The sequence below is a fragment of the Parvibium lacunae genome, from assembly GCF_003335215.1.
Lineage (GTDB): Bacteria > Pseudomonadota > Gammaproteobacteria > Burkholderiales > Burkholderiaceae_D > Parvibium > Parvibium lacunae.
In genome coordinates, this window is record NZ_QPGB01000002.1 from 521892 (window position 1) to 544879 (window position 22988).

Sequence of the window (22988 nt, forward strand, 5' to 3'; positions counted from 1 at the left end):
GGTCTTACACAAAGTGTTTTTCGCTAGATTGGCATTCTCATTAAAAGCGTGCGCAACACTCTGCCTCCCATCGGCTCGTTTTCGAACACATCTTTGGGTGTTCTTTTCTCCAATGCAGAACATGGAGAAGAAAACCAAATCGTTGCATTCTTCCCCATCTTAACAGCAAGAATTGCTGCTAACTGTTTATCAGGAATGACAGCCAAATATTGACTCTTGTCATCTTGAGCGTCCAAATTATCAGCAAAGACTGATAGATAGTTTACCCAAGCTTCATCGCCAGGATATTCGTTTTTTAAAATTGAAATAGCATCCATTAAGGTTCCTTCTTGCATATCAATGGGATCAGACATCGATTGATGTAAATTTGAGCTGCGCATTAGTAGACTCTCCCTCTGATATAAGTTAATTTTTCCCTGTACTCCCAAACCCACCCTCGCCGCGTTCACTCGCACCGAACTCATCCACCAAATTAAAGCCCACTTGCAAGACCGGCACAATCACCAGTTGCGCAATGCGCTCTAAGGGGTTGAGTTCAAAGGCCGTCTGGCCGCGATTCCACACCGAGACCATGAGTTGTCCCTGGTAATCGGAATCGATCAAGCCCACCAAGTTACCGAGCACGATGCCGTGTTTATGACCGAGACCGGAACGCGGCAAAATCATCGCTGCAAAATGCGGGTTAGCTAAGTGAATCGCCATACCGGTTGGAATGAGGTGAGTACTACCCGGCACAATCGTTAACGGCGCATCAATGCACGCCCGTAAATCCAAGCCCGCACTGCCGGGGGTGGCGTAAGCGGGAAGGTTCTCACGTAGGCGGTCATCTAAAATTTTGAGGTCAACGGTTTGCATGTCGGTTTATCCTAAGCGTTGGCTAATGGCTTCAATCAATTGCTGAGCTAGCACCTGTTTGCTGGCACGTGGCAAGCGCTGCGTGCCAGCGGCGTCACATAACAGCAATTCGTTATCGTCTGCGCCCAGCGCGGTTTGGGCAACATTGCCTACAATCAGCGGAATATTTTTCTTGGCGCGTTTGGCTTGCGCGTACTCGGCGAGGTTTTCACTTTCGGCCGCAAAGCCCACGCAGTAAGGCGGATTGGGTAACGCAGCGATGGTCGCCAAAATATCGGGGTTCTCGACAAACGCTAAGCTCGGCAAGCTGCCCGCTTGCTTTTTGATTTTTTGCGCACTCGGCTCGGCCACGCGCCAATCGGCCACGGCAGCCACGGCAATAAACACATCCGTATCGGCAATATGGGCTTGCACGGCAGCGAGCATCTGCTGCGCGGTTTGTACATCCATCCGCTGCACACCATAGGGCTCGGCAAGCGCGGTGGGGCCACTCACCAGCACCACATTTGCACCGGCTTGCTGGGCAGCTTGCGCGAGGGCATAGCCCATTTTCCCAGACGATAAATTGGTGATGCCGCGCACGGGATCAATCGGCTCAAAGGTCGGGCCAGCGGTGATGACGACGCGCTTACCGGCTAAGTGTTTGGGCGTGAAGAAAGCGGTGAGTTCGGCCAGAATTTCCGCTGGCTCAAGCATACGGCCCGCACCGACTTCGCCGCAGGCTTGTTCACCACTGGCGGGGCCAAGTACGCTAACGCCATCGGCACGTAACTGCGCCGCATTGCGCTGCGTGGCAGGGTGTTCCCACATTTGTTTATTCATGGCGGGTGCAACCAGCAGCGGGCAGGTACGGGCGAGGCAAAGCGTGGTCAGTAGATCATCCGCTAAGCCATGGGCGAGTTTGGCCATCACATCCGCACTCGCGGGGGCAATCAGCACTGCATCGGCCTCACGCGTGAGGTTGATGTGCGCCATATTGTTAGCGGGGCGCGCATCCCATTGATTGGTAAACACGGGATTACCCGAAAGCGCTTGAAATGTAATAGGAGTGACAAACTGGGTAGCGGCCTCGGTCATGACCACATGCACCGCTGCGCCTTGCTGCACCAGCAAGCGCGTCAGCTCTGCGGCTTTATAAGCAGCCACGCCGCCCGTGACGCCGAGGACGATGGTTTTACCTTGTAAGCACATTTCGCCTCCGTGTTTGTTCTGATGGTACTACCGATGGAAACTCTGGGAAATTCGGGGGCAGACTCGAATTTCTGGCGAAGAAATTGGCTCTGCCCCTGGTTTCCCAACACAAGCCCTCCACTATCTAGCTTTACGTACCCGGCTGATTTCGTCCCACACCAGCAACGCAGCGCCGACACAAATCGCGCTATCGGCCACATTGAACGCGGGCCAATGCAGATTGCCCCAGTAAAAATCCAGAAAATCGATCACATAACCAAAGCGGATGCGATCAATCACATTCCCAATCGCGCCGCCCAAGATCAGCGCCAGGGCTCCCGCAAATAGCCGCTGCGTGCTGTGCTTGTAGAGCATCCAGATAATGATCAACGACACCACCACCCCGAGTGCGGTAAAAAAATCGCGCTGCCACCCCCCAGCATTCGCCAGGAAACTGAAGGCGGCACCAGGGTTGTGCGCCAAGACCAAATTAAAAAAACTGGTGATTGGTTTGACTTCATGCAGCGTGAAAGTGCGGACGATGAGAATTTTACTGAGTTGGTCCAGCAGAATAATCAACGCCGAAATGGCTAACCAAGTGCCGAATGATGATTTACTTTTTGCCATGAGCTTGCCTATGCGAAGAAACGTTGTTCACCATCACCAAATAGATTACTGACGCAGCGTCCACACAGCGTCGGGTGTGCGGTATCGCTCCCGACATCGTCACGGTAGTGCCAGCAACGCTCACACTTGCTATGGGGGCTGGGCTGAACAGTTACCCCCTCCTCTGCTACCGTAGCCACGCCTACAACAGTGGCTGCAGAGGTAATCAGGACAAATTTCAAATCATCTTCTAGTGACTGCAAAGCGACCAGTTTATTGCCACTGGCTTTCACTTCAACCGCCGCTTGCAGCGAGGAACCAATGCTGCCAGCAACCCGCACTTCTTCGAGCTGTTTGGTGACGTCACCGCGCACTTGGCGCAACAGTTCCCACTTGGCAATCAATTCCGCGCCATTGCTGACGTCAGGCAAGGTGTAGAAGACTTCGGTGAAAATCGTTTCACTGGCATTGGGAGAAAACACTTTAAAGGCTTCTTCTGCGGTAAATGACAACACCGGGGCGAGCAAACGGAGCAGCGCGTGAGTGATGTGGTACAGCGCATTCTGCGCGGCACGGCGGGCCGGACTATTCGGCGCGCTGGTGTAGAGGCGGTCTTTGAGAATATCAAGATAGAACCCGCCTAAGTCTTCCGAGCAGAAGGTTTGCAAACGGGCGACGATGGGGTGAAATTCATAGCGGTCATAGTCACGCAACACATCCCGTTGCAATTGTGTGGTCAGGGCCACGGCATAGCGGTCGATCTCCAGCCATTCGCCCACCGGCAGCGTATGTTGTGCGGGATCAAAGTCACGGGTATTCGCCAGCAGGAAACGCAGCGTGTTACGGATACGGCGATAGGCCTCGACGACGCGTTTGAGAATTTCATCAGAAATCGCTAAGTCGCCGGAGTAATCGGTGCTGGCAACCCACAGGCGGAGAATGTCCGCGCCGTATTTGTCCGACACTTCTTGAGGTGCAATCACATTCCCGAGCGATTTACTCATTTTGCGGCCCGTGCCGTCCACGGTAAAGCCGTGCGTGAGCAGGGCTTTGTAAGGCGCACGGCCATCAATCGCACACCCCGTCAGCAAAGAAGAGTGGAACCAACCGCGATGCTGGTCGGAGCCTTCCAGATATAAATCGGCGGGATAGCTGTGACTGTGGGCATGTGAGCCGCGCATGATCGTCAGGTGCGTGGTACCAGAATCAAACCAAACATCTAGCGTATCTTTATTTTTTTCGTAGTGCTCGGCCTCTGCCCCTAATAGGGCGGTGATATCTGCTGTTTGCCAAGCTTCAATTCCCCCCTGCTCCACCAATTTGGCCACTTGCTCTAGTAACTCAGGGGTGCGCGGGTGTAACTCACCGGTGGCTTTGTGCAGGAAGAAAGGAATCGGCACACCCCATTGCCGCTGGCGTGACACACACCAGTCCGGGCGATTGGCGATCATGCTTTCCAAACGTTGCCGGCCCCAGGCGGGGTAAAACGCGGTATCGGCAATCGCTTGCAAGGCGCTTTGGCGCAGTGTGGGGGAGGCAGAGGTTTCCTGGATCGTTGGCGTCACATCCATGCCCACAAACCACTGCGACGTGGCGCGATAAATCAGCGGGGTTTTATGCCGCCAGCAATGCATGTAGCTGTGCGAAATTGTACTGCTGTGGAAAAGGGTGCCGGCAGCTTGCAATGCTTCCACGATCACGCCGTTGGCTTTCCACACATTCAAGCCGCCAAATAAAGGCAAGTTATCGCTAAAGCGACCATTTCCTTGCACGGGGGTGAGGATGTCGGCCGTCTTCATGCCATAGCGGCGGCAAGAGTCAAAGTCCTCCACCCCATAGGCAGGGGCGCTATGAACGATCCCGGTACCGGTGCCGAGTTCTACATAGTCACCCAGATACACGGGCGCAACGCGATCAAAGCCAGGATGGGCGCCCGCGAGCGGATGCTTAAACTTCACTAACTCCAGCGCCTTACCTTGGCAGGTGCCGAGCACCGTGCCGGTTAGGCCATATTTTTCCAGGCAAGCGGCGCGTAACTCAGCGGCCAAAATCAGTAACCCTTTTTCGGTTTGGACTAACTCATACACATAATCAGGGTGGATATTGAGTGCCTGGTTACCGGGGATGGTCCACGGCGTGGTGGTCCAGATTACGGCGTAACCGGTACTGCTCGGCACTGTACTCAACCCGAATGCAGCAGCAATTTTTTCAGGTTCCGCAAAAGGAAAACCAACGTCAATCGCAGGCGAGGTTTTATCTGCATATTCAACCTCAAACTCAGCCAAGGCGGAACCGCAATCAAAGCACCAATTCACCGGCTTGAGTCCGCGGAAGACGTAACCCTTTTCCAGCAACTTGCCGAGTGCGCGAATTTCATCAGCTTCGGCTTTATAGTTCATGGTTTTATAGGGGTCATCCCAATCACCCAAAACCCCAAGCCGCTTGAAATCTTTTTTCTGACGCTCGATTTGCTCCCCCGCATAAGCACGCGATTTGCGTTGTACTTCCTCGGTCGGCAAGCCTTTACCAAATTGTTTTTCAATCTGGTTTTCAATCGGCATGCCGTGGCAATCCCAGCCAGGCACATAGGGCGCATCAAACCCCGCTAACGTGCGCGATTTGACGATGATATCTTTGAGGATTTTATTGAGCGCATGGCCAATATGTAGATCGCCATTGGCATACGGTGGTCCGTCGTGCAAGGTAAACCGTGGCCGGCCCTGGCAAGCAGCACGGATTTTTTGATACACGCCCTTCTCTTCCCATTCTGCAACCCATTGCGGCTCGCGCTTGGGCAAATCACCCCGCATTGGAAAAGGGGTATCAATCAGATTCACTGGATATTTACTCGCCTCTTTACTTTCGGCTTTGTGGTTACCCGGATTTTTATTGGTTTGATTCATCATTTTCTCAATACAACAGAATTAGAGTTGAGCTGCATTTTGCGCTAACCAAGCCTGTGCCGCCGTCACATCGTTCGTAATGGCTTGTCGCAAAGTGGGTAAATCCACATATTTTTCTTCATCACGTAACTTATGCAAACACTCGACTTTGACGCAACGACCGTAAGCATCGCCCCGCCAGTTAAACAAGTGGACTTCTAGAATGTAACGCCCCGCTTCTTCCACCGTCGGGCGGCATCCTAAACTGGCTACGCCGTAGATCGGGTGCTCGCCCAGCCCCAGCACGCGCACCACTAAAATACCCTGCAACGCCGGTTGCCAATGCAGGCCCTGGACTTTCGCAGCCGACAAGCGCAAGTTTAAGGTAGGAAAACCCAGTGTACGGCCCAGTTTTTGACCATGCAATACATGACCGGAATAATAAATGGGATGCCCTAAAAAGCTTTTAGCCTGCGATAAATTGCCAATCTGGAGTGCTGTGCGTACCGCCGAACTGGAAATGCGTAGACCGTTTTCAGTCACAGTCGGTAGCGTATGCGCTGTAAAGCCGTGGTGTTGCCCCAAATGGCTGAGCAATGAATAATCCCCTTGTCGCCTAGCGCCAAAACGAAAATCATCGCCAATCCAGATTTGCTTTACATTCAATTGCTGCACTAAGATCTGCTCAACAAAGGCAGTCGCTGACATAGCCGCTAGTGCCTGATTAAAACGCAACAAGAACACCCGATCGGCACCGGCCTCCTGTAACGCCTCCAACCTGTCTCGCAAGGTCTGGATGCGATAGGGTGCAGGCTGCGTTGACGTTGACAGGATTCCCACTCCCCGTTGCGCGAAGAATTCACGCGGGTGCGGCTCAAAAGTCAGCACGTCATGGCTGACGCCAAGGACCTGTGCTTGGGCTTGCGCGGCGGCTAATAAGGCTTGGTGGCCGCGGTGAACGCCATCAAAATTACCGATACTGAGGACGCGCGGCGTCGCCGTGTTCGGCGCAGTAAGCCGATCTGACAAGTGCAAACGAATCGGTGAACGAAGAGCAGCAACCATAAAAGAGCGCGGTGCGAAACGGCTTAGTCGAGGCGAAGCCTTACATTATAGGGCTTTATGGCCACTTTCTGACAGCTAACGAGGCAAGGTCGCTTTCTACGCCAAGTCTACGCCAAGGTTAAGTCGCTGATTTACTTGAAAAAAGCTTATTTTTATGGTTATAATTGCGGTCTTCGGTTTGTGTCTACCCATATTTCTAGCATTTCATGCCTAGTAAACACCTCTCCGCAAGGCCATTGTGACGGGGCTTCTACATCAAAAAGCCATCATGAACACGGCTGGGGTTGTGAATAAAGGGTCAGGCAGTTTCGTTAATTATTTACACCAGAATTTACAAGGAGTGTGCGATGGCACGCGTCTGTCAAATAACGGGGAAAGCCCCCATGGTCGGAAACAACGTTTCCCACGCCAATAACAAAACTAAACGCCGCTTTTTGCCAAATCTGCAAAACCGTCGTTTTTGGGTCGAAAGCGAAAACCGCTGGGTTCGTTTACGCATTTCTAACGCTGGTTTGCGTTTGATTGACAAGAAAGGCATTGACGCCGTTCTCGCTGATCTGCGTGCTGCTGGTTCTATCTAAGGAGCATCTCATGCGCGACAAAATCAAACTCGAATCCACGGCAGGTACCGGTCACTTCTACACCACCACGAAAAACAAGAAGACCATGCCCGAGAAAATGTTGATCAAGAAATTTGATCCCGTTGCTCGCAAGCACGTCGATTACAAAGAAACGAAAATTAAGTAATCCACTTTTCGTTTTCCACAACCCCCAGCGATGCAAATCCTGGGGGTTTGTTATTTTCAGCCCTAAAATGCTGAATCGCACTCTCTGAAACTTCTTATACCGATAGCAACAAAAAACCCCAACCGCACAAGGCGAATGGGGTTGATGTGTCATGCGGAATCAAGCGGGGAAAGGTTAACCTTTCCCATGCCGCACATTACATAGCGTACTGTCGCAAACGCAAAGCAATATCACGCAAATAATGCTGATTGCTCTCTTCTGCCTTTTTGCACCAGGCTTGCAAGCGCTGCAGGAGTTGATCACGGTTATCGCTTGAACGCGCCCAGAGTGCATACAACTCGCGCTTCATCTCATACCAACGTTGTAGCGCTGGGCTATCGGCCAAAACAGCGCTCAAGGTACGACGCTGCCCCTCTTCGAGCTGCGATTCATCTTGATGCAACCATGCATTGAGGCTGGCGAGAACTTGTTTGTCAAATTTTGCCGAAGCTCTTAGCTTGGCGATCTCCGCCGCATAAATCGCCTTCAGAGAGTGTGCGTATCGTGTCATTAAATCGTAGCGATAAGTCAACACTGCTTGCAGGCTATCTAAATCACATACAGGTTTGGCACTGGTCAATTTAGGGGTTGGCGCAACCTTTTTCACGGTAGCTAAGCCTAGTATGGCCATGATGCGGATATACAACCAGCCAATGTCAAACTCGTACCATTTATTTGATAACTTGGCGGAAGCGGCATAGGTATGATGGTTATTATGCAGTTCTTCACCACCAATAATGATGCCCCATGGCAATAAGTTGGTGCTGGCATCTGGGCAGTCATAGTTACGATAGCCCACGTAGTGGCCCAAACCGTTGATAATGCCTGCGGCGGTAATCGGAATCCACAACATTTGAACGGCCCAGACAGTGAGCCCGAGAGGGCCAAACAAAATTACGTTCAAGATCAGCATGATCGATACCCCCAACGCACTGTGTTTTGTGTACAGATTGCGTTCGATCCAATCATCTGGCGTACCGTGCCCATAACGATCCATCGTTTCCTGATTTTTGGCTTCCGCACGGTAGAGTTCAGCGCCGCGTAACAGCACCGTCTTAATCCCACGCGTCTGTGGGCTGTGTGGATCTTCTTCTGTCTCGCATTTAGCATGGTGTTTACGGTGAATAGCGGCCCACTGTTTGGTAACCATGCCGGTCGTCATCCACAACCAGAAACGGAAGAAATGTGAGGGGATTGCATGTAATTCCAACGCCCGGTGCGCTTGGCAGCGATGTAAGAAAATGGTCACCGCCGCGATGGTGATGTGGGTCAAAACCAAAGTCACGAGCAGTACCTGCCAAGCAGATAAGTTGAGCACCCCGTGGGCGATAAAATCAGGAATCAGCATGAGACATCCAATATGAAAGAAAACAACAATTTGCAATTTTAATGCACGACGTTCTGAATGCCTAGCAATTTTCCTTGACCTAGGTCATATTCGTTATGAATGCGTAAAAACATGGCAGCCATATCAGGCCAAGAAAGGCTCGCTAGCGCGATGCCCAGGGATTCAGGGGTTTACTGGGGGTAGGTGAATTTCACGCTGTGGGTAGGGCACTTGAATGCCGCAGCGCTGGAAATCAGCCCAAATTTGCAGCGCAATCGCCGAGCGTATCGCCAGCGAGCCTTCTTCTGGATCCGCAATCCAAAAGCCGAGCTCTAGTTCAAAGCCATCCGCCGCAAAATTAACCAGATGGGCGGCAGGGGCAGGGTCGCGCAACACACGTGGCTGAGCCAGTGCCGCTTGCTCAAGCAGCGGCATCACCTGCGATAACTCACTCTGATAGGCGACCTGCAGGCGAATCGCTAACCGCACGCGCTTGTCAGTGTAGGAATGATTGAGCACAGGATTGGCAATCAACATTTCATTGGGAATGATGGCTTCGGTCCCATCCAAAGCCCGCAAGACCGTAAAACGGGTCTTGATTTGCGCCACCTGTCCATGAAATTTATCCACCGTAATCAAATCGCCAATACGCAGACTTTTTTCAAAGAGAACCACAAAACCACTGACAAAATTACTGGCAATACGCTGCAAGCCGAGGCCAAGGCCAACCCCCAAGGCGCCGCCAAAAACCGACAGGACGGTCAGATCAATGCCAGACAACGACAGCGCCAGCAACACCGCTAGCACTAATAGCAGCGCCCGCACGACGCGTGCCAGTACAACCCGTAAACTATTATCCAACTGTGCCATATGCAGCAGACGCTGCTCAATCGCTGCGCCTGCCCATAAGGCTAGCAGGAGTGTCACGATCACCGACAGCAAGCCCTGCAATAACAATAAGAGCGAGACTTTATTTTTACCTAAAGGTACGCGCAGCGCTTCGAGCCAATCGAGGACCTCTGGCAGTAAATTGCTAAGATGCAATGCAACGCCCAACCACACGAGCAGCGCTATCAATTTCTCAAAGCTTGCCAGTAAGCCACTGGGCGCAAAGGCTTTCCGAATCAAATAGACACAGAGGCGAATGACTGCGAGGGAAAATAGCAGCGGCAATGCCAAATGTAATAAGTTGACATGGTGGAATGGCTGTAAGACCAGCCGTGCAAGCCAGACCATTAACACGCCACAGAGCGGAAAGGCCAACCGTTCAGCACCCCCTGCGCCCACTCGCCAAGCCAGCGAACTCGGTGTGGTTGCCGGTAACAACCAAAAACGGATGAGTCGGCTGAGGCCAAATGCCAGCAGCAACGCCAACGCCAAGGTGGCCACCTGCCATAGAATATTTGGCTGCTGCAAATCCATCCAAAGCTCGGCGAATAGATTAGGCATAGGGCGTATTAATTTTTCTGCAGGACCGCAGCAAAGAAGGCATCCGTTGCATGCTGTTGCGGCCATAGTTGCAAATAAGGCCCGTCATCAACCGGTAACTCGATTTTTTGCTGCTTGAGAATCGGCGTCACTGGCTGCACCGTAAAACCACTGTGTGCATGCAAAAATTGCTCAACCACCGCCTGATTCTCTGCCTGCAGGACGCTACAGGTCGCGTAGACCAGCACGCCGCCGGGTTTCAATAACTTCGCCGCGGCGGCCAAGATACGCTGTTGTTTATCTTGCATTTCTTGCACCGTCTGCTCCGTTTGACGCCATTTCAAATCAGGATTCCGACGCAAAGTGCCCAGCCCGGAGCAAGGCGCATCGACCAACACTTTGTCTAGCTTCCCGGCTAAACGCTTCAAGCGCTGGTCACCCTCATGTTCAATCCGGATTGGCGTCACATTTGATAGACCGCTCCGCGCCAGTCGTGGCTTCAATTTCGCGAGACGGTTTTCAGAAATATCACAAGCGTAGAGCCGCCCAGCAGAGCGCATCAGCGCGCCCAAGGCCAATGTTTTACCGCCTGCGCCAGCGCAAAAGTCGAGGACCATTTCCCCGCGTTTGGGTGCCAATAAATGAGCCAACACTTGACTCCCGGCATCCTGGACTTCGAACCATCCTTGCTGATAAGCCTCTAGTTTTTGTAAAGCAGGCCGTCCTTGAATCCGGATCGCATCTGGTAACCATTCTAGCGCGTGCGCCGTAATACCGGCTGTCTGTAATTGGCTTAGCACACCGTCCACCTCAGCCCGCATGCGATTCACGCGGATATCTAACGGTGCCGATTGCAGGCTGGCGCGTGCATAAGCCAAGCCAACTTCACGGCCATGATCAGCTATCAAACGCTCCAATAACCATTGCGGTAGGTTAGTCTGCTGTAGCAGCGGCAATGAATCACGATTCACCGCGCTAACTCGATGTAACCAGGCGCGCTCCTGCCCTGCCAACAAGGTGTCAAACGCAGCGGGTGACGTGATTTCACATAACCCTAAGAGGGCGAAACGATGCCGCAGACTGCCGTCCATGCCATCTGAAAAATGCTGAAACAAGGTGCGCCAACGCAATACAGCGTAAGCGGCTTCGGCAAGCAAAGCGCGTTCACGGGTGCCCAGTTTGGGGTTGAGCTTAAAGTAACGGTGTACCACCGCATCGGCGGGGTATTGAAACTTAAGCAGCTCACGCAGCAACTCTTCCAGGTGAGAAACCACATAGGTTGATACCCGCACCTCCCGCACCACTGGTACTGGCGCTGGCGCCACTGCCACTTCAAGCGGTGCTGTATTGTCTTGGCTCATGCTTGCTCCTGCTTGATCAGTGAAAAGATGCCGCTCGGGCGGTCCCCGGTGTCACGGGGGAGAAGCACGACGCGGTTATCTACACGCTGTAAACGCCCTTCGATAAACCATCTGACCGCAGCCGGATACATCTGATGCTCCAGCATCAATATGCGCGCTGCCAACGTGGTGGCCTCATCATCTGGCATGACAGGTACCACGGCCTGCGCAATGATGGGGCCATGATCCAGGTCTGCCGTCACGAAATGGACGGTCGCGCCATGTACCCTGACCCCCGCTTCTAGCGCCCGCTCATGGGTATGTAAACCGGGAAACGCGGGTAACAAAGAAGGATGGATATTGAGTAGGCGATCGGCGTAATGTGCAACGAAAGCGGGGGTCAAAATTCGCATAAAACCCGCCAAGACCACAACAGCAGGGGAAAATTGGTCAATCACCCTCATCAGCGCCTGGTCAAACTGTACCCGATCTGCAAATTGGCGATGCTCAACGACTGCGGTGGGAATACCCTGCGCCTGCGCGAAGCTTAGCCCCGCCGCATCGGCTCGATTACTGATAACAGCAGCAATTTTGGCGGGCCAATTTTCTTGTTTGCAGGCCCGCACAATCGCTTCCATATTCGAGCCACGGCCCGAAATAAGAATCACAATATTTTTCATGTTGAGAGTGTAGCACTCTCTATCAGGGCTACTGAACCGACACCGAACAGTGACACAGCCCCCTCTTGCCCCGACTGCGAGGCAAAGGGAGCTATTTGCTGCTAGTTTTAATGCTGAGACGCGACGGATCTAACGTTAGGCCCCCGCGGTCAAGATCGGCCAAGTATTTTTCCCCGAGCGCCTTGGCTTCATCCTGATCCACAATGCCGCTCAGTACTAAGGAATAGTTAACGCCTTGGGTATCACGTTGGGTCGCCAGGCTAAAGGGATAGCCACGATCTTTACTCTGCTCTAGTACGGTCAGCGCCTCGCGCAAACTGGAATAAGGGCCTACCTGTAGGCGTGTGGCTCCATGTCGCTGCAAAATGCCTTTCCCGGTCTGCAGTTCCACTTCAGCCGCCCAGGTGGCCAATTGTTGGTCCGGCACGATACCAATCGGTAAGTTCGGCTTACCAACAGGCGCAATATAGAATTGGTTTTGCCCTTCAAGCGTGTGGGACTGTTTTTCACCATTAAATTCTCTGTCTACTGAAATTTTTCCTTCAATCAAGCAGACGATTTCTTTATCTGGCGCATTTTTACCCCATAAGTCGGTCCCCCTGATACCCGCTGTCACGGTAGCAAAACGGATATCCAGCTCACGCCGTGTTTTTAACTTCGCCAAACTATCTGTGGTGAAGCGAAAGGCACCTTTTAAGACCGTCACCGCCCCCTGCAACAGGGCGGGCGTAGCGGCATTGGCTGGACCCGTTTTTAACACCAAGCCCTCTAACTTTAATTCGGCTTGAGCCCCCAAGCGAACAGCACTGCCATCACTTAAACGTAGCAGTACGCGGGCATCTTGGCCAGTATGCAAGCGTTCATTGCCTTGGAGCGCCATACCCGGTTGCAAGGGTTGTTTACGACCTTCCCGTTCAACCCACGCTGGGAGCTGAATGCCTTCCACGACAGCAATTTGCTTACTGTTGGCCAGTCCAGGCTGCGCGTGACTGGGCAGACTTAGCACGCAAACGAGTAAGCTGATTGAGTAAATGCTGGATCGAACAGCCAGCGTGTTACTGAGATAATGAAACATTACCCTCTCCCTAAAATTTAGCCTGCAAAAATTGGCTGGTGGCTTATCCGGTGGGCCACATAACAGGTCCGGTTGTCACTGCACACACATTCCCAATGCATGCTTTACGATCGACAAAGCATAATGGATGTATTGTTATCTAACTGTGACCGAACACACAGCATGAACGCTATAATTTCACATCTTTGTGTGATTTATTCCCGCATCTTGCCCTGAACGCAGGAAAAGTGCAAAACAATGACGATGACGCCATGACAACTCAAGAAAAATACACGCCCGCCCAGATCGAGCAAGCCGCACAACAACACTGGGAAAACAAGCAAGCTTATCGGGCAATGAAGGATGATCCGCGCTTTCCTAAAGGCAAGTTCTATTGCGTCTCAATGCTGCCCTACCCCAGCGGCAAACTGCACATGGGCCATGTGCGTAACTACACGATCAATGATGTGATGTATCGCCAGTTGCGCATGCAGGGCTACAACGTACTGATGCCGATGGGCTGGGATGCCTTTGGTATGCCCGCCGAAAATGCAGCGATGAGCAATGGCGCACCACCCGCTGCCTGGACTTACGACAACATTGCCTACATGAAAAAGCAAATGCAGGCGATGGGCTTGGCGATTGACTGGAGCCGTGAAGTCACCACCTGTAAGCCAGACTACTACCGCTGGAACCAATGGTTATTCTTGAAGATGCTAGAAAAAGGCATCGTCTACCTCAAAACCGGTACTGTGAATTGGGACCCGATTGACCAAACCGTGTTGGCGAATGAACAAGTGATTGATGGGCGCGGCTGGCGCTCGGGTGCCTTGGTCGAAAAACGTGAAATCCCGATGTACTACATGCGCATTACCGACTATGCGCAAGAACTGCTGGATGACTTAGAAGGCTTGGGCTGGCCAGAACGCGTCAAACTCATGCAGCAAAACTGGATTGGTAAATCCGTGGGGGTTCGCTTCGCCTTTCCGCATGAGATCAAAGACAGCCAAGGTCAATTGATTCAGGACGGTAAGCTATATGTATTTACCACCCGCCCCGATACCATCATGGGCGTCACCTTCTGCGCCGTGGCGGCTGAGCATCCGCTCGCCACGCTGGCCGCACAAAACAACCCTGCCCTCGCTGCGTTCATTGAAGAATGTAAGCAAGGTGGTGTGGCCGAAGCCGATATGGCGACGATGGAGAAAAAGGGCATGCCCACCGGCTTGACCGTGACCCATCCGCTGACCGGTGACAGTGTCCCCGTCTGGGTCGGTAACTATGTACTGATGAGTTACGGCGATGGCGCGGTGATGGGCGTGCCCGCGCATGATGAACGCGACTTTGCTTTTGCAAAGAAATATGAATTGGCGATTCAGCAAGTCATTCAAGTACCGGGTGAAACCTTCTCTACCGAGGCTTGGCAGGAGTGGTATGGCGACAAAGAAAAGGGCGTATGCATTCACTCCGGCGCCCTCGATGGCAAACCCTATGCCGCCGCATTAGACCATGTGGCCGACACCCTGCAAGCAAAAGGCTTGGGCGAGAAGAAAGTCCAGTTCCGCCTGCGTGACTGGGGCATTTCACGCCAACGCTATTGGGGCACACCGATCCCCATTATTCACTGCGACGATTGCGGTGCGGTGCCGGTTCCCGAAGACCAACTCCCCGTCGTGCTGCCCGAAGATTTAATCCCCGATGGTAGTGGTAACCCCCTGAAAAAATCTGCGGCCTTCTTGAATTGCACCTGTCCAACATGTGGCAAACCGGCGCAGCGTGAAACCGACACCATGGATACCTTTGTCGATTCATCTTGGTACTTCAGTCGCTATGCCTCACCGCATGCGGCTACCATGACCGACGACGAAACCAATTACTGGATGCCGATGGATCAGTATATTGGCGGGATTGAACACGCCATTCTGCATTTACTGTATTCGCGCTTCTGGACCAAAGTGATGCATGAACTTGGTTTGGTCAATTTCAAAGAACCCGCACAAAACCTGCTCACGCAAGGCATGGTGCTGTATGACTCGTTCTACCGCGAAGCGGAGAGTGGGAAAAAGACCTGGTACAACCCGAATGAAGTGGATATTGCGCACGATGAGCGCGGCCGCATTATTGGGGCCAAACTAAAAGCGGATGGCCAGCCCGTTTCTTTAGGTGGCGTAGAGAAAATGTCCAAGTCGAAAAACAATGTGGTTGACCCCCAGTTGTTGATTGACCAATACGGCGCGGATACCGCTCGTCTGTTCACCATGTTTGCCGCACCGCCTGAGCAATCGTTAGAGTGGAATGATGCCGGCGTGGAAGGGGCGAGCCGGTATTTGCGGCGGCTGTGGGCATTTGGACAGAGCCAGCACGGGCAGCTGAACTTTGCTGCAAACGATTTTGCTGCGCTCAGCAACGAGCTTAAAACTTTCCGCCGTGAAGTGCACACCACGCTGAAACAAGCGCAGTTTGACTACGAGCGTAAGCAATACAATACGGTAGTCTCAGCAGGCATGAAGCTACTCAACGCGCTGGAATCTGCGGCGAAGCAAGCCGATGCTGCAACCTCGTCTGTCGTGACCGAAGCATTGGGGATTTTGCTGCGCGTCCTCTACCCCGTCGTCCCGCACATCACGCATACCCTTTGGCAGGACTTGGGTTATGCCCAGGCTTTCAGTTGCGAAATTCTGGATGCGCCTTGGCCGCAAGTCGACCCTACAGCCCTAGAACAAAGCGAAGTTGAACTGATGATTCAAGTCAATGGCAAGCTCCGTGGCAGCCTCACCATTGCAAAAACAGCCGATAAAGCGAGCATTGAGGCGGCGGCGTTGGCGAATGAGACGGTGCAAAAATTTACAGCGGGCCAGCCGATCAAAAAAATCGTGGTGGTTCCGGGCAAGCTCATTAACGTTGTTGTTTAAGGAATTGCATCATGCATCTTGCCCTGCCACCCTGGCGCGCTTGTCGGTTCGTCACCACTGTCGTGCTGGTGTCATCCTTGATGCTGAGCAGTTGTGGCTTTAGTCCGCGTGGCCAAAGTGCTGTGCCCTATCAAACACTGGCGCTGACAGCGTTTACCGGGTCACAGTTAATCGGTGAGCTGCGACGAAATTTGCGCAATAGCAGCCGTGTTGAGCTGCGGCCCTCGCGGGAAGAGGCAGAAGCAACACTACACATCGCCAGTGAAACGCGTGAAAAACAAATTCTCACCGTAAACCGTGATGGGCGACCACGCGAATATGTCCTGCGTTTGCGCGTTCAGTATCAGATCGTTGATGTCAAAGGTCGGCCTTATGTGCCCATGACAGAGTTGATCCAGCAGCGTGAAATCTCGTTTAACGAGGGTGCTGTGTTGGCTAAAGAGTCAGAGGAAGCGCTGTTGTTCCGTGACATGCAAAGCGATATGGTGCAGCAGTTATTGCGCCGCTTAGCCAGCGCCCCTACCCGCTTGACCTTACCAGACTAACGCCGCCACCTCGCTTATGCCAACTCTGCGCCAAGAACAACTCGGCCTCCATTTGCAACAACCGCTGGCTGGGCTGTATGTGGTGATGGGCGATGAGCCCTTATTGGCGCTTGAAGCCACAGATGCTATCCGCCAAACGGCCCGTCAACAGGGCTACAGTGAACGCGAAGTGTGGAGCGTGGAACGTGGGTTTGACTGGCAAGCGTTATGGCAGAGTTGCCGCAACCAGTCTCTGTTTGGTAATCGTAAGCTGGTGGAATGCCGCCTCCCGAATGGCAAGCCAGGCAAAGAAGGTGGACAAATCCTGGCTGCGCTGGCTGGCGAACTGGCCAGTAATCACGATAGATCGTGCTGTTTATTGATTACCCTACCGCGACTAGACAAAGCCAGCCAAGAAACGGCCTGGTTCCGGCAGTTACAGCAACAGGGCCAGCTTATTTCCCTGACGCCGCCCGATCACCGCCAGTTAATTGACTGGCTCGCGCAACGTTTGGCGCGTCAGCAGCAACATGCTAAGCGCCCCGTATTGCAATGCTTGGCTGATAAGGTCGAGGGAAATCTGTTAGCGGCGCATCAAGAGATACAGAAAATGGGGTTGTTGTTTCCTGCTGGAGAGATCACCCTCGATAACTTACAAACGGCTGTCTTAAATGTAGCCCGCTATGATGTGTTTAAACTCAGCGAAGCGATGCTCACGGGCGATCGCCCACGCATGTTGCGTATGCTTGCTGGCTTACAGGGTGAAGGTGAGGCGCCGGTCCTGGTGCATTGGGCGATGACAGAAGATATCCGGCAATTGATTCGCTTTATCCAAGGGCGGCAGCAGGGTCAAGCAGTCGCCCAACTGGCACGTGAACTCCGGTTATGGCAGGGCAAAGAGCGTTGGATGGAGCAAGCGGCCCGTCGCCTATCGATGGAACAGGCGTATGCCAGTCTGCACTATGCCGCGCAAGTGGAGAAGCTGATCAAAGGCTTGCGACCACCGGGGTTGAATCAGAACATTTGGGGCGAGCTGACCCAATTAGCGATGCGTATTGTCAATCCGGCGCTGACGCTATCGGTCTAGCGTCGTTCTGCCCTGAGTCAAAAGCAAATCGCCAAACCCTGCTACACTGCAAGTCTAATGGAATATGAGTAAGCGTTTTATTATGGATATTGACCTTTATATCAACACCCTTGGCCGCCAAGCACGGGCGGCCAGCCGTGCGATGGCCACCGCCAGCAGCGCGCAAAAGAACGCAGCCCTGCGGCATATCGCCGAGAATATCCGGCAGCAGGCAGAGGCGCTGAAAGCAGCCAACCAACAAGATTTGGCGCAAGCCCAGAAAAATGGCTTAGAGCCTGCTTTGCTTGATCGCTTGACACTCTCGGATCAAGCGATAGCGACCATGGCTGAAGGCTTGGAACAAATCGCAGCGCTACCCGACCCGATTGGTGAAATCACCCAACTGCGGCGACGCCCCAGCGGTATTCAGGTGGGGCAGATGCGCGTACCGCTGGGCGTGATCGGTATTATTTATGAAGCACGCCCAAACGTCACCGTCGATGCCGCAGGGTTATGTATTAAATCGGGCAATGCCACCATTTTACGGGGTGGCTCAGAAGCGCTCCATTGCAACCAAGCCTTAGCGTTACTCGTTAAGCAAGGCTTGGCCAGTGCCGGCTTACCGGACCATGCGGTTCAGGTGATTGAGACGACAGATCGAGCTGCCGTCGGGGCGTTGATTACGCTGACTGAGTTTGTCGATGTCATCGTTCCTCGAGGTGGAAAAGGCTTGATTGAAAGAATCAGTCGTGAAGCCCGGGTTCCCGTGATTAAACATCTGGACGGGATTTGCCATGTTTATATTGACGATAAAGCCGATTTGGACAAAGCGATTCGGATAGCCGACAATGCCAAAACCCACCGTTATGGCACCTGCAACACCATGGAAACCCTGCTGGTTCACCGCCATATTGCAACCCAGGTGTTACCCCCCCTTGCCAAGATTTATCAGGAAAAAGGGGTCGAACTACGGGGTTGCGCGGCAACGCAAGGGGTTTTAACCGGCATCAAGTCGGCCCAGGAAGCCGACTGGCATACCGAATACTTGGCGCCGATTTTATCGATCAAAATAGTTCATGATCTGGATGCGGCAATCACACATATCAATCATTACAGCAGCCAACATACGGATGCGATCGTAACGGAAGACTACACGCGGGCCTTACGCTTTCTGCGTGAAGTAGACTCGGCCTCCGTCATGGTCAACGCGTCGACTCGCTTTGCAGATGGCTTTGAGTACGGACTGGGCGCAGAAATTGGCATCTCCACCGATAAGATTCATGCCCGGGGTCCGGTTGGTTTAGAAGGGCTGACCAGCATGAAGTATGTCGTACTGGGGAATGGTGAAATCCGTCAGTAAACCCACACCAGAGTACCCCATCGCGCAGTGACGGTAGCGTAGCAGCCAAGGCGAGGTAATTCAACGATAGAAGAAAAAAAGAGCATGCGTTTGCATGCTCTTTAACGTGGTTTGTTTGCTGCTAGTAATTACGCTGTGCAGCCACAAACCTCTGTACAACGGCTTAATTGTGTAAACCGGCTCGTTCGGTTGTCCCCTAGGTTAGCACCCTCTTTTGTATTCAAATCATCCAGCTACACCTAGACAAGATATAGATTAAGTGTTTCCTTGACTACCGTGTCAAAGGTTCTTGATTGAATGGGCCAGACGGCCTAATGAAAATCGTTTAAGAAGAGAACAATGTCGCATTTCCCACATCCCAGCGGGAAAGCGTATAGCGAGCGAGTGCCTTTTGTTAAACTTGAGTAATGAGCGAAACGTCTTCTTCACAACATTCTTATGCTGAGGTTTTATTTGGTGCGTTAGAGCGCCTGCAAGACGTCACCACACCCAAAGCGCTCGCCAACTGGGTTGAGACGGAATTACGCGCCATTTTCCCGTTTGGTGCCTGCGTGATTGCGCTCGGGCGCGTTCATCCAGATATTAGCCTGTCACCGATTTGTAGCACCCCGGCATTCCCTGAAAGCTTGCTGCGCAGTTTCCGCGTTCTCACGGATGGCAGTGCTATTCCCTTGCTGCAATCTTGGTTAAGCCAGCAAAAAGCCCTGCTGTTAGATTTGACCGCAACATACGCTGGCTTTGCACCACTCTGGTTAAATGTGCTACGCCAGCACGGTTACCGTCAAACAGCCATGCAAGCCAGCTATGACTTGCGGGGCAGGCGCTTGGTCTATGTGTGTTTTCTGGATGTGGGCATCAAAAATCCTGAGGCAACGCGCCGCATTCTCAATATCATGATGCCGCATATTGCCCAAGCGGTTGGCCAAGTGTATCGCAGCATGCGCCGCAAACAGTTGGCTGCCGACAGCACTGCAGAGGTGACGCTCTCACTGCGCGAACGGGAAGTCCTCAAGTGGATTCGTGAGGGCAAAACCAATCGCGAAATTTCCGACATCATGGGCTTATCTTTCAAGACCATTAAAAACCACGTCGAAAACATCCTTGAAAAACTCGGGGTTGCTAACCGTGCTGAAGCCGTAGCCAAAGCCGTTTCTCAAGATTTCTTGGAAAGCCGGTTGGATTTGCCGACCCAAGGCCTACAGTTTCATGAGGCGACTGACGACCACGACCCTAACCCCAAAAGCGTCTGAGCCCGGTAGCCGCAGATTAACTTGCTGATTGCTGCTGCACCCGCACCGCTAGAGTGTTATCCGCAAATTGCAACTGCAGGTGGGCTTCTCCCTGCGCGGCTGCAGCGGTCGTGATCAGACGACCGCGGTCATCGTAAACCAAGACATAGCCACGTCGCAAAATATGCTGTGGGTTGAGTAGTGTTAAGGCCTGCTCTTGCTGCTGTAAACGCTGCTGATGGCGCTGCCAACCCGCCTCAATAGCCGCCTGCCATCGAGCAGTCAGCGTCTGCAGCGCTTGCCGCTGGGATTGGGGGCCTGGCACACGCTGCCAGTATTCCTGGAATCGTTGCAACCGGAATTGCTGGCGCTGGTAAGGCACGGTGAGGGCTGCGGGTAACCGTTGCTGATACGCCTGCAAGCGCCAGCGCCAACGCTCGGTAACCCGACTGATTTGCCCCAGCTCACGCTGATACCCATCTAATCGCTGCTGCCATTGCTGACACTGGCGCTCCCAACTGAGTTGTAGCTGGCGTTGCGAGGTAGTGCATTGTTGCTGAATTTCACGTAAAGCCAAGCAACATAGCTCGGCCGCCGCGGTTGGCGTTGCAGCCCGCTGGCTGGCCGCGAAATCTGCCAGCGTAAAGTCAGTCTCGTGACCAATGCCAGTGATCACTGGAATCGAACTTGCGGCCAGTTGGCGTGCCAAGTCCTCATCATTAAAGGCCCATAAATCCTCAATGCTTCCGCCCCCTCGTACCACGAGCAACACGTCGATCTCAGCGCGCTGTTGAATCGTTTTTAGCATGCTGCATAGCGCACTGGCAGCTGGCGCCCCTTGCACCGGAACAGGATAAAGCACAACGGGTAGATGCGGTGCCCGCCGCGCCAACGTACTTAACACATCGCGCAGCGCCGCTGCTTGGGGTGAGGTCATCACCCCCACTCGGCGGGGGTAGCGAGGCAACGGTTTTTTTTGCTCAGGCGCAAACAAACCCTCCGCAGCAAGCTTTTCTTTGAGGCGGATAAATTCGGCATACAAATCCCCAACACCGGCGCGCCGCATGGACTCGACACTCAATTGAAACTCGCCACGCGGCTCATACATGGTTACCGTAGCGCGAATTTCAACCCGCTCGCCATCACGCGGTACCCAATCCACCCATTGCGCCCGCCCCTTGAACATCACAGCCCGGACTTGTGCTTGCGCATCTTTTAAACTGAAATACCAATGCCCACTGCTGGCACGCGTAAAGTTAGAGAGCTCGCCGCGCACCGTCAGGAGTGGGAAGGTACGCTGCAACAGCCCAGCAACGCTGCGATTCAGTTCGCTCACGGTCAAGACGGTCGGGGGGAGTCCGGCTACAATCGAAGGGTTTTGTGTCATCATGCCAGCATTATGGCAAAACTTGGGGTCAGATACAGGTAGTCGTATGCATATCATTATTCTTGGCGCAGGTGTCATCGGCACGACGACCGCCTGGTATTTACGGCAAGCAGGGCATCATGTCACGGTGATTGAACGACAAGCTGCGCCTGCACTTGAAACCAGCTACGCGAATGGTGGCCAAATTTCAGTCTCGCACGCCGAACCCTGGGCCAACCCTTATGCGCCCTTGAAAGTATTGCAATGGCTGTGGCAACCCGCGTCTCCCCTGTTGTTTCGCCCCCGCCTAGACTTCGCGCAATGGCAGTGGATCGCCCAGTTTTTCGCGGAGTGCCGGGGGTCACGGTGGCGTCAGAATATTCAGCAACTGGTGATGCTAGGGTTGTATAGCCGCGCCTGCTTGGGTGAGTTACGCGCACACACCGGGATTCAGTATGAAGCCTTGCAGCGTGGCATTTTGCATTTTTATACCTCTCGTAACGTCTATCAGGCCAGCGCTAAAACAGCAGCGCTCATGCGTGCCGCTGGTTGCGAACGCGAACTGATTTCGGTAGCGGAAGCGATTGCGATTGAACCTGCGTTACAGACTATCGCGCAGCGGATTGTCGGGGCATCGTACACGGCGCATGACGAATCAGGCGATGCGCGGTTATTCACAGAACGCCTGGCAGCTTTAGCCGGGCAGCAGGGTGTGGTTTTTCGTTATCACACCACGTGCATTGGTTGGTTAGCCACAGAAAATCAAGGTACCCAAGAAATTAAAGGCATTCGCGTACAGACTGGCGAGCAAATTCATGACCTGCGTGCGGACGCTTATGTGCTGAGCTGCGGGAGTTATAGCCAGCAACTCGCCGCACAACTCGGTTTGGCGCTCAAGATTTACCCAGCGAAGGGCTATTCCGCGACCTTCCCGATCCTTGAATCGGCCGCCGTTCCCAGTGTGAGTCTGACTGACGATGAATACAAGATTGTCTTTTCCCGCCTGGGGAACCGACTGCGTGTTGCTGGTACCGCAGAATTTAACGGCTTTGAAACAAGTCTAAATCCACGGCGTTGTGCGCCCTTGATCGCCCGCACCCAAGAGCTGGTGGGAGCAGCCGTTGACTACCAACAAGCTGAATTTTGGACTGGCTTGCGCCCAGCAACGCCGAGTAATCTTCCCTACATCGGCCCCACCCCGATTACGGGTTTGTACCTGAATACGGGTCATGGCACCCTCGGTTGGACACATGCCTGCGGCTCAGCAGCGCTGCTCACCAGCATGATTGAACGGCAACCGTTAGCCATTCCCTGGATCGCCCCCCAATTCTGACCAAC

20 protein-coding genes are annotated in these 22988 nt (G+C 53.3%); 8 read left to right on the plus strand and 12 right to left on the minus strand.

Annotation, left to right across the window (positions count from 1 at the left end; genetic code table 11):
• Window positions 1-23: 23 nt before the first annotated feature.
• The 6 genes from DU000_RS06600 to DU000_RS06625 all read right to left on the minus strand — a co-directional run bounded on the left by DU000_RS06600 (window position 24) and on the right by DU000_RS06625 (window position 6578).
• The gene (locus DU000_RS06600) at window positions 24-353 is read right to left on the minus strand and encodes a hypothetical protein (RefSeq protein WP_147266972.1); all 330 of its coding nucleotides are present in this window, start codon (window positions 351-353) and stop codon (window positions 24-26) included.
• A gap of 52 nt (window positions 354-405) precedes the next feature.
• Complete coding sequence (gene dut / locus DU000_RS06605; protein ID WP_114402560.1) at window positions 406-855, minus strand: dUTP diphosphatase; 450 nt, start codon at window positions 853-855, stop codon at window positions 406-408.
• Window positions 856-861: 6 nt separating this feature from the next.
• Entirely contained in the window at window positions 862-2046 is a 1185-nt protein-coding gene (gene coaBC / locus DU000_RS06610) for a bifunctional phosphopantothenoylcysteine decarboxylase/phosphopantothenate--cysteine ligase CoaBC (RefSeq protein WP_114402561.1), read from the minus strand.
• Between the two features lie 120 nt (window positions 2047-2166).
• A complete protein-coding gene (lspA, locus tag DU000_RS06615; protein ID WP_114402562.1) occupies window positions 2167-2652 on the minus strand; it encodes a signal peptidase II in 486 nt (161 codons plus the stop codon).
• Window positions 2653-2660: 8 nt separating this feature from the next.
• The gene (gene ileS, locus DU000_RS06620; RefSeq protein ID WP_114402563.1) at window positions 2661-5534 is read right to left on the minus strand and encodes an isoleucine--tRNA ligase; all 2874 of its coding nucleotides are present in this window, start codon (window positions 5532-5534) and stop codon (window positions 2661-2663) included.
• Window positions 5535-5555: 21 nt separating this feature from the next.
• Complete coding sequence (locus DU000_RS06625; RefSeq protein ID WP_114402564.1) at window positions 5556-6578, minus strand: bifunctional riboflavin kinase/FAD synthetase; 1023 nt, start codon at window positions 6576-6578, stop codon at window positions 5556-5558.
• A gap of 347 nt (window positions 6579-6925) precedes the next feature.
• On the opposite strand from DU000_RS06625, the gene rpmB reads away from it, so the two are divergent.
• Window positions 6926-7159, plus strand: a complete 234-nt coding sequence (gene rpmB, locus DU000_RS06630; RefSeq protein ID WP_114402565.1) for a 50S ribosomal protein L28 — start codon at window positions 6926-6928, stop codon at window positions 7157-7159.
• Between the two features lie 10 nt (window positions 7160-7169).
• Entirely contained in the window at window positions 7170-7325 is a 156-nt protein-coding gene (gene rpmG / locus DU000_RS06635) for a 50S ribosomal protein L33 (protein ID WP_114402566.1), read from the plus strand.
• Window positions 7326-7521: 196 nt separating this feature from the next.
• Here rpmG and DU000_RS06640 read toward each other — a convergent pair whose 3' ends face one another.
• The 5 genes from DU000_RS06640 to DU000_RS06660 all read right to left on the minus strand — a co-directional run bounded on the left by DU000_RS06640 (window position 7522) and on the right by DU000_RS06660 (window position 13214).
• Window positions 7522-8712 (minus strand): DesA family fatty acid desaturase, encoded by a 1191-nt coding sequence (locus DU000_RS06640; RefSeq protein WP_114402567.1) that lies wholly within the window; start codon window positions 8710-8712, stop codon window positions 7522-7524.
• Window positions 8713-8874: 162 nt separating this feature from the next.
• Complete coding sequence (locus tag DU000_RS06645) at window positions 8875-10140, minus strand: mechanosensitive ion channel family protein (protein ID WP_205074025.1); 1266 nt, start codon at window positions 10138-10140, stop codon at window positions 8875-8877.
• Window positions 10141-10148: 8 nt separating this feature from the next.
• On the minus strand, window positions 10149-11411 hold the full coding sequence (locus DU000_RS06650) for an RsmB/NOP family class I SAM-dependent RNA methyltransferase (RefSeq protein WP_114402798.1): 1263 nt from the start codon (window positions 11409-11411) through the stop codon (window positions 10149-10151).
• A gap of 65 nt (window positions 11412-11476) precedes the next feature.
• Window positions 11477-12139, minus strand: a complete 663-nt coding sequence (gene purN, locus DU000_RS06655; protein WP_114402568.1) for a phosphoribosylglycinamide formyltransferase — start codon at window positions 12137-12139, stop codon at window positions 11477-11479.
• A gap of 91 nt (window positions 12140-12230) precedes the next feature.
• Window positions 12231-13214, minus strand: a complete 984-nt coding sequence (locus DU000_RS06660) for a FecR family protein (RefSeq protein WP_114402569.1) — start codon at window positions 13212-13214, stop codon at window positions 12231-12233.
• A gap of 251 nt (window positions 13215-13465) precedes the next feature.
• On the opposite strand from DU000_RS06660, the gene leuS reads away from it, so the two are divergent.
• The 5 genes from leuS to DU000_RS06685 all read left to right on the plus strand — a co-directional run bounded on the left by leuS (window position 13466) and on the right by DU000_RS06685 (window position 20305).
• Window positions 13466-16105 (plus strand): leucine--tRNA ligase, encoded by a 2640-nt coding sequence (gene leuS, locus DU000_RS06665; RefSeq protein WP_114402570.1) that lies wholly within the window; start codon window positions 13466-13468, stop codon window positions 16103-16105.
• An 11-nt stretch (window positions 16106-16116) separates the two neighbouring features.
• Window positions 16117-16650 (plus strand): LPS-assembly lipoprotein LptE, encoded by a 534-nt coding sequence (locus tag DU000_RS06670; protein ID WP_114402571.1) that lies wholly within the window; start codon window positions 16117-16119, stop codon window positions 16648-16650.
• A 16-nt stretch (window positions 16651-16666) separates the two neighbouring features.
• The gene (gene holA / locus DU000_RS06675; protein WP_114402572.1) at window positions 16667-17716 is read left to right on the plus strand and encodes a DNA polymerase III subunit delta; all 1050 of its coding nucleotides are present in this window, start codon (window positions 16667-16669) and stop codon (window positions 17714-17716) included.
• Between the two features lie 82 nt (window positions 17717-17798).
• Complete coding sequence (locus DU000_RS06680; protein WP_114402573.1) at window positions 17799-19055, plus strand: glutamate-5-semialdehyde dehydrogenase; 1257 nt, start codon at window positions 17799-17801, stop codon at window positions 19053-19055.
• Window positions 19056-19462: 407 nt separating this feature from the next.
• Window positions 19463-20305: a helix-turn-helix transcriptional regulator gene (locus tag DU000_RS06685; protein ID WP_114402574.1), complete on the plus strand. Its 843-nt coding sequence runs from the start codon at window positions 19463-19465 to the stop codon at window positions 20303-20305.
• Between the two features lie 16 nt (window positions 20306-20321).
• On the opposite strand, the gene xseA is transcribed toward DU000_RS06685, so the two are convergent.
• A complete protein-coding gene (gene xseA, locus DU000_RS06690) occupies window positions 20322-21674 on the minus strand; it encodes an exodeoxyribonuclease VII large subunit (protein ID WP_114402575.1) in 1353 nt (450 codons plus the stop codon).
• Between the two features lie 43 nt (window positions 21675-21717).
• On the opposite strand from xseA, the gene DU000_RS06695 reads away from it, so the two are divergent.
• Window positions 21718-22983, plus strand: coding sequence for a D-amino acid dehydrogenase (locus tag DU000_RS06695; RefSeq protein ID WP_114402799.1), 1266 nt, complete (start codon window positions 21718-21720; stop codon window positions 22981-22983).
• The last annotated feature ends 5 nt before the right edge of the window (window positions 22984-22988 follow it).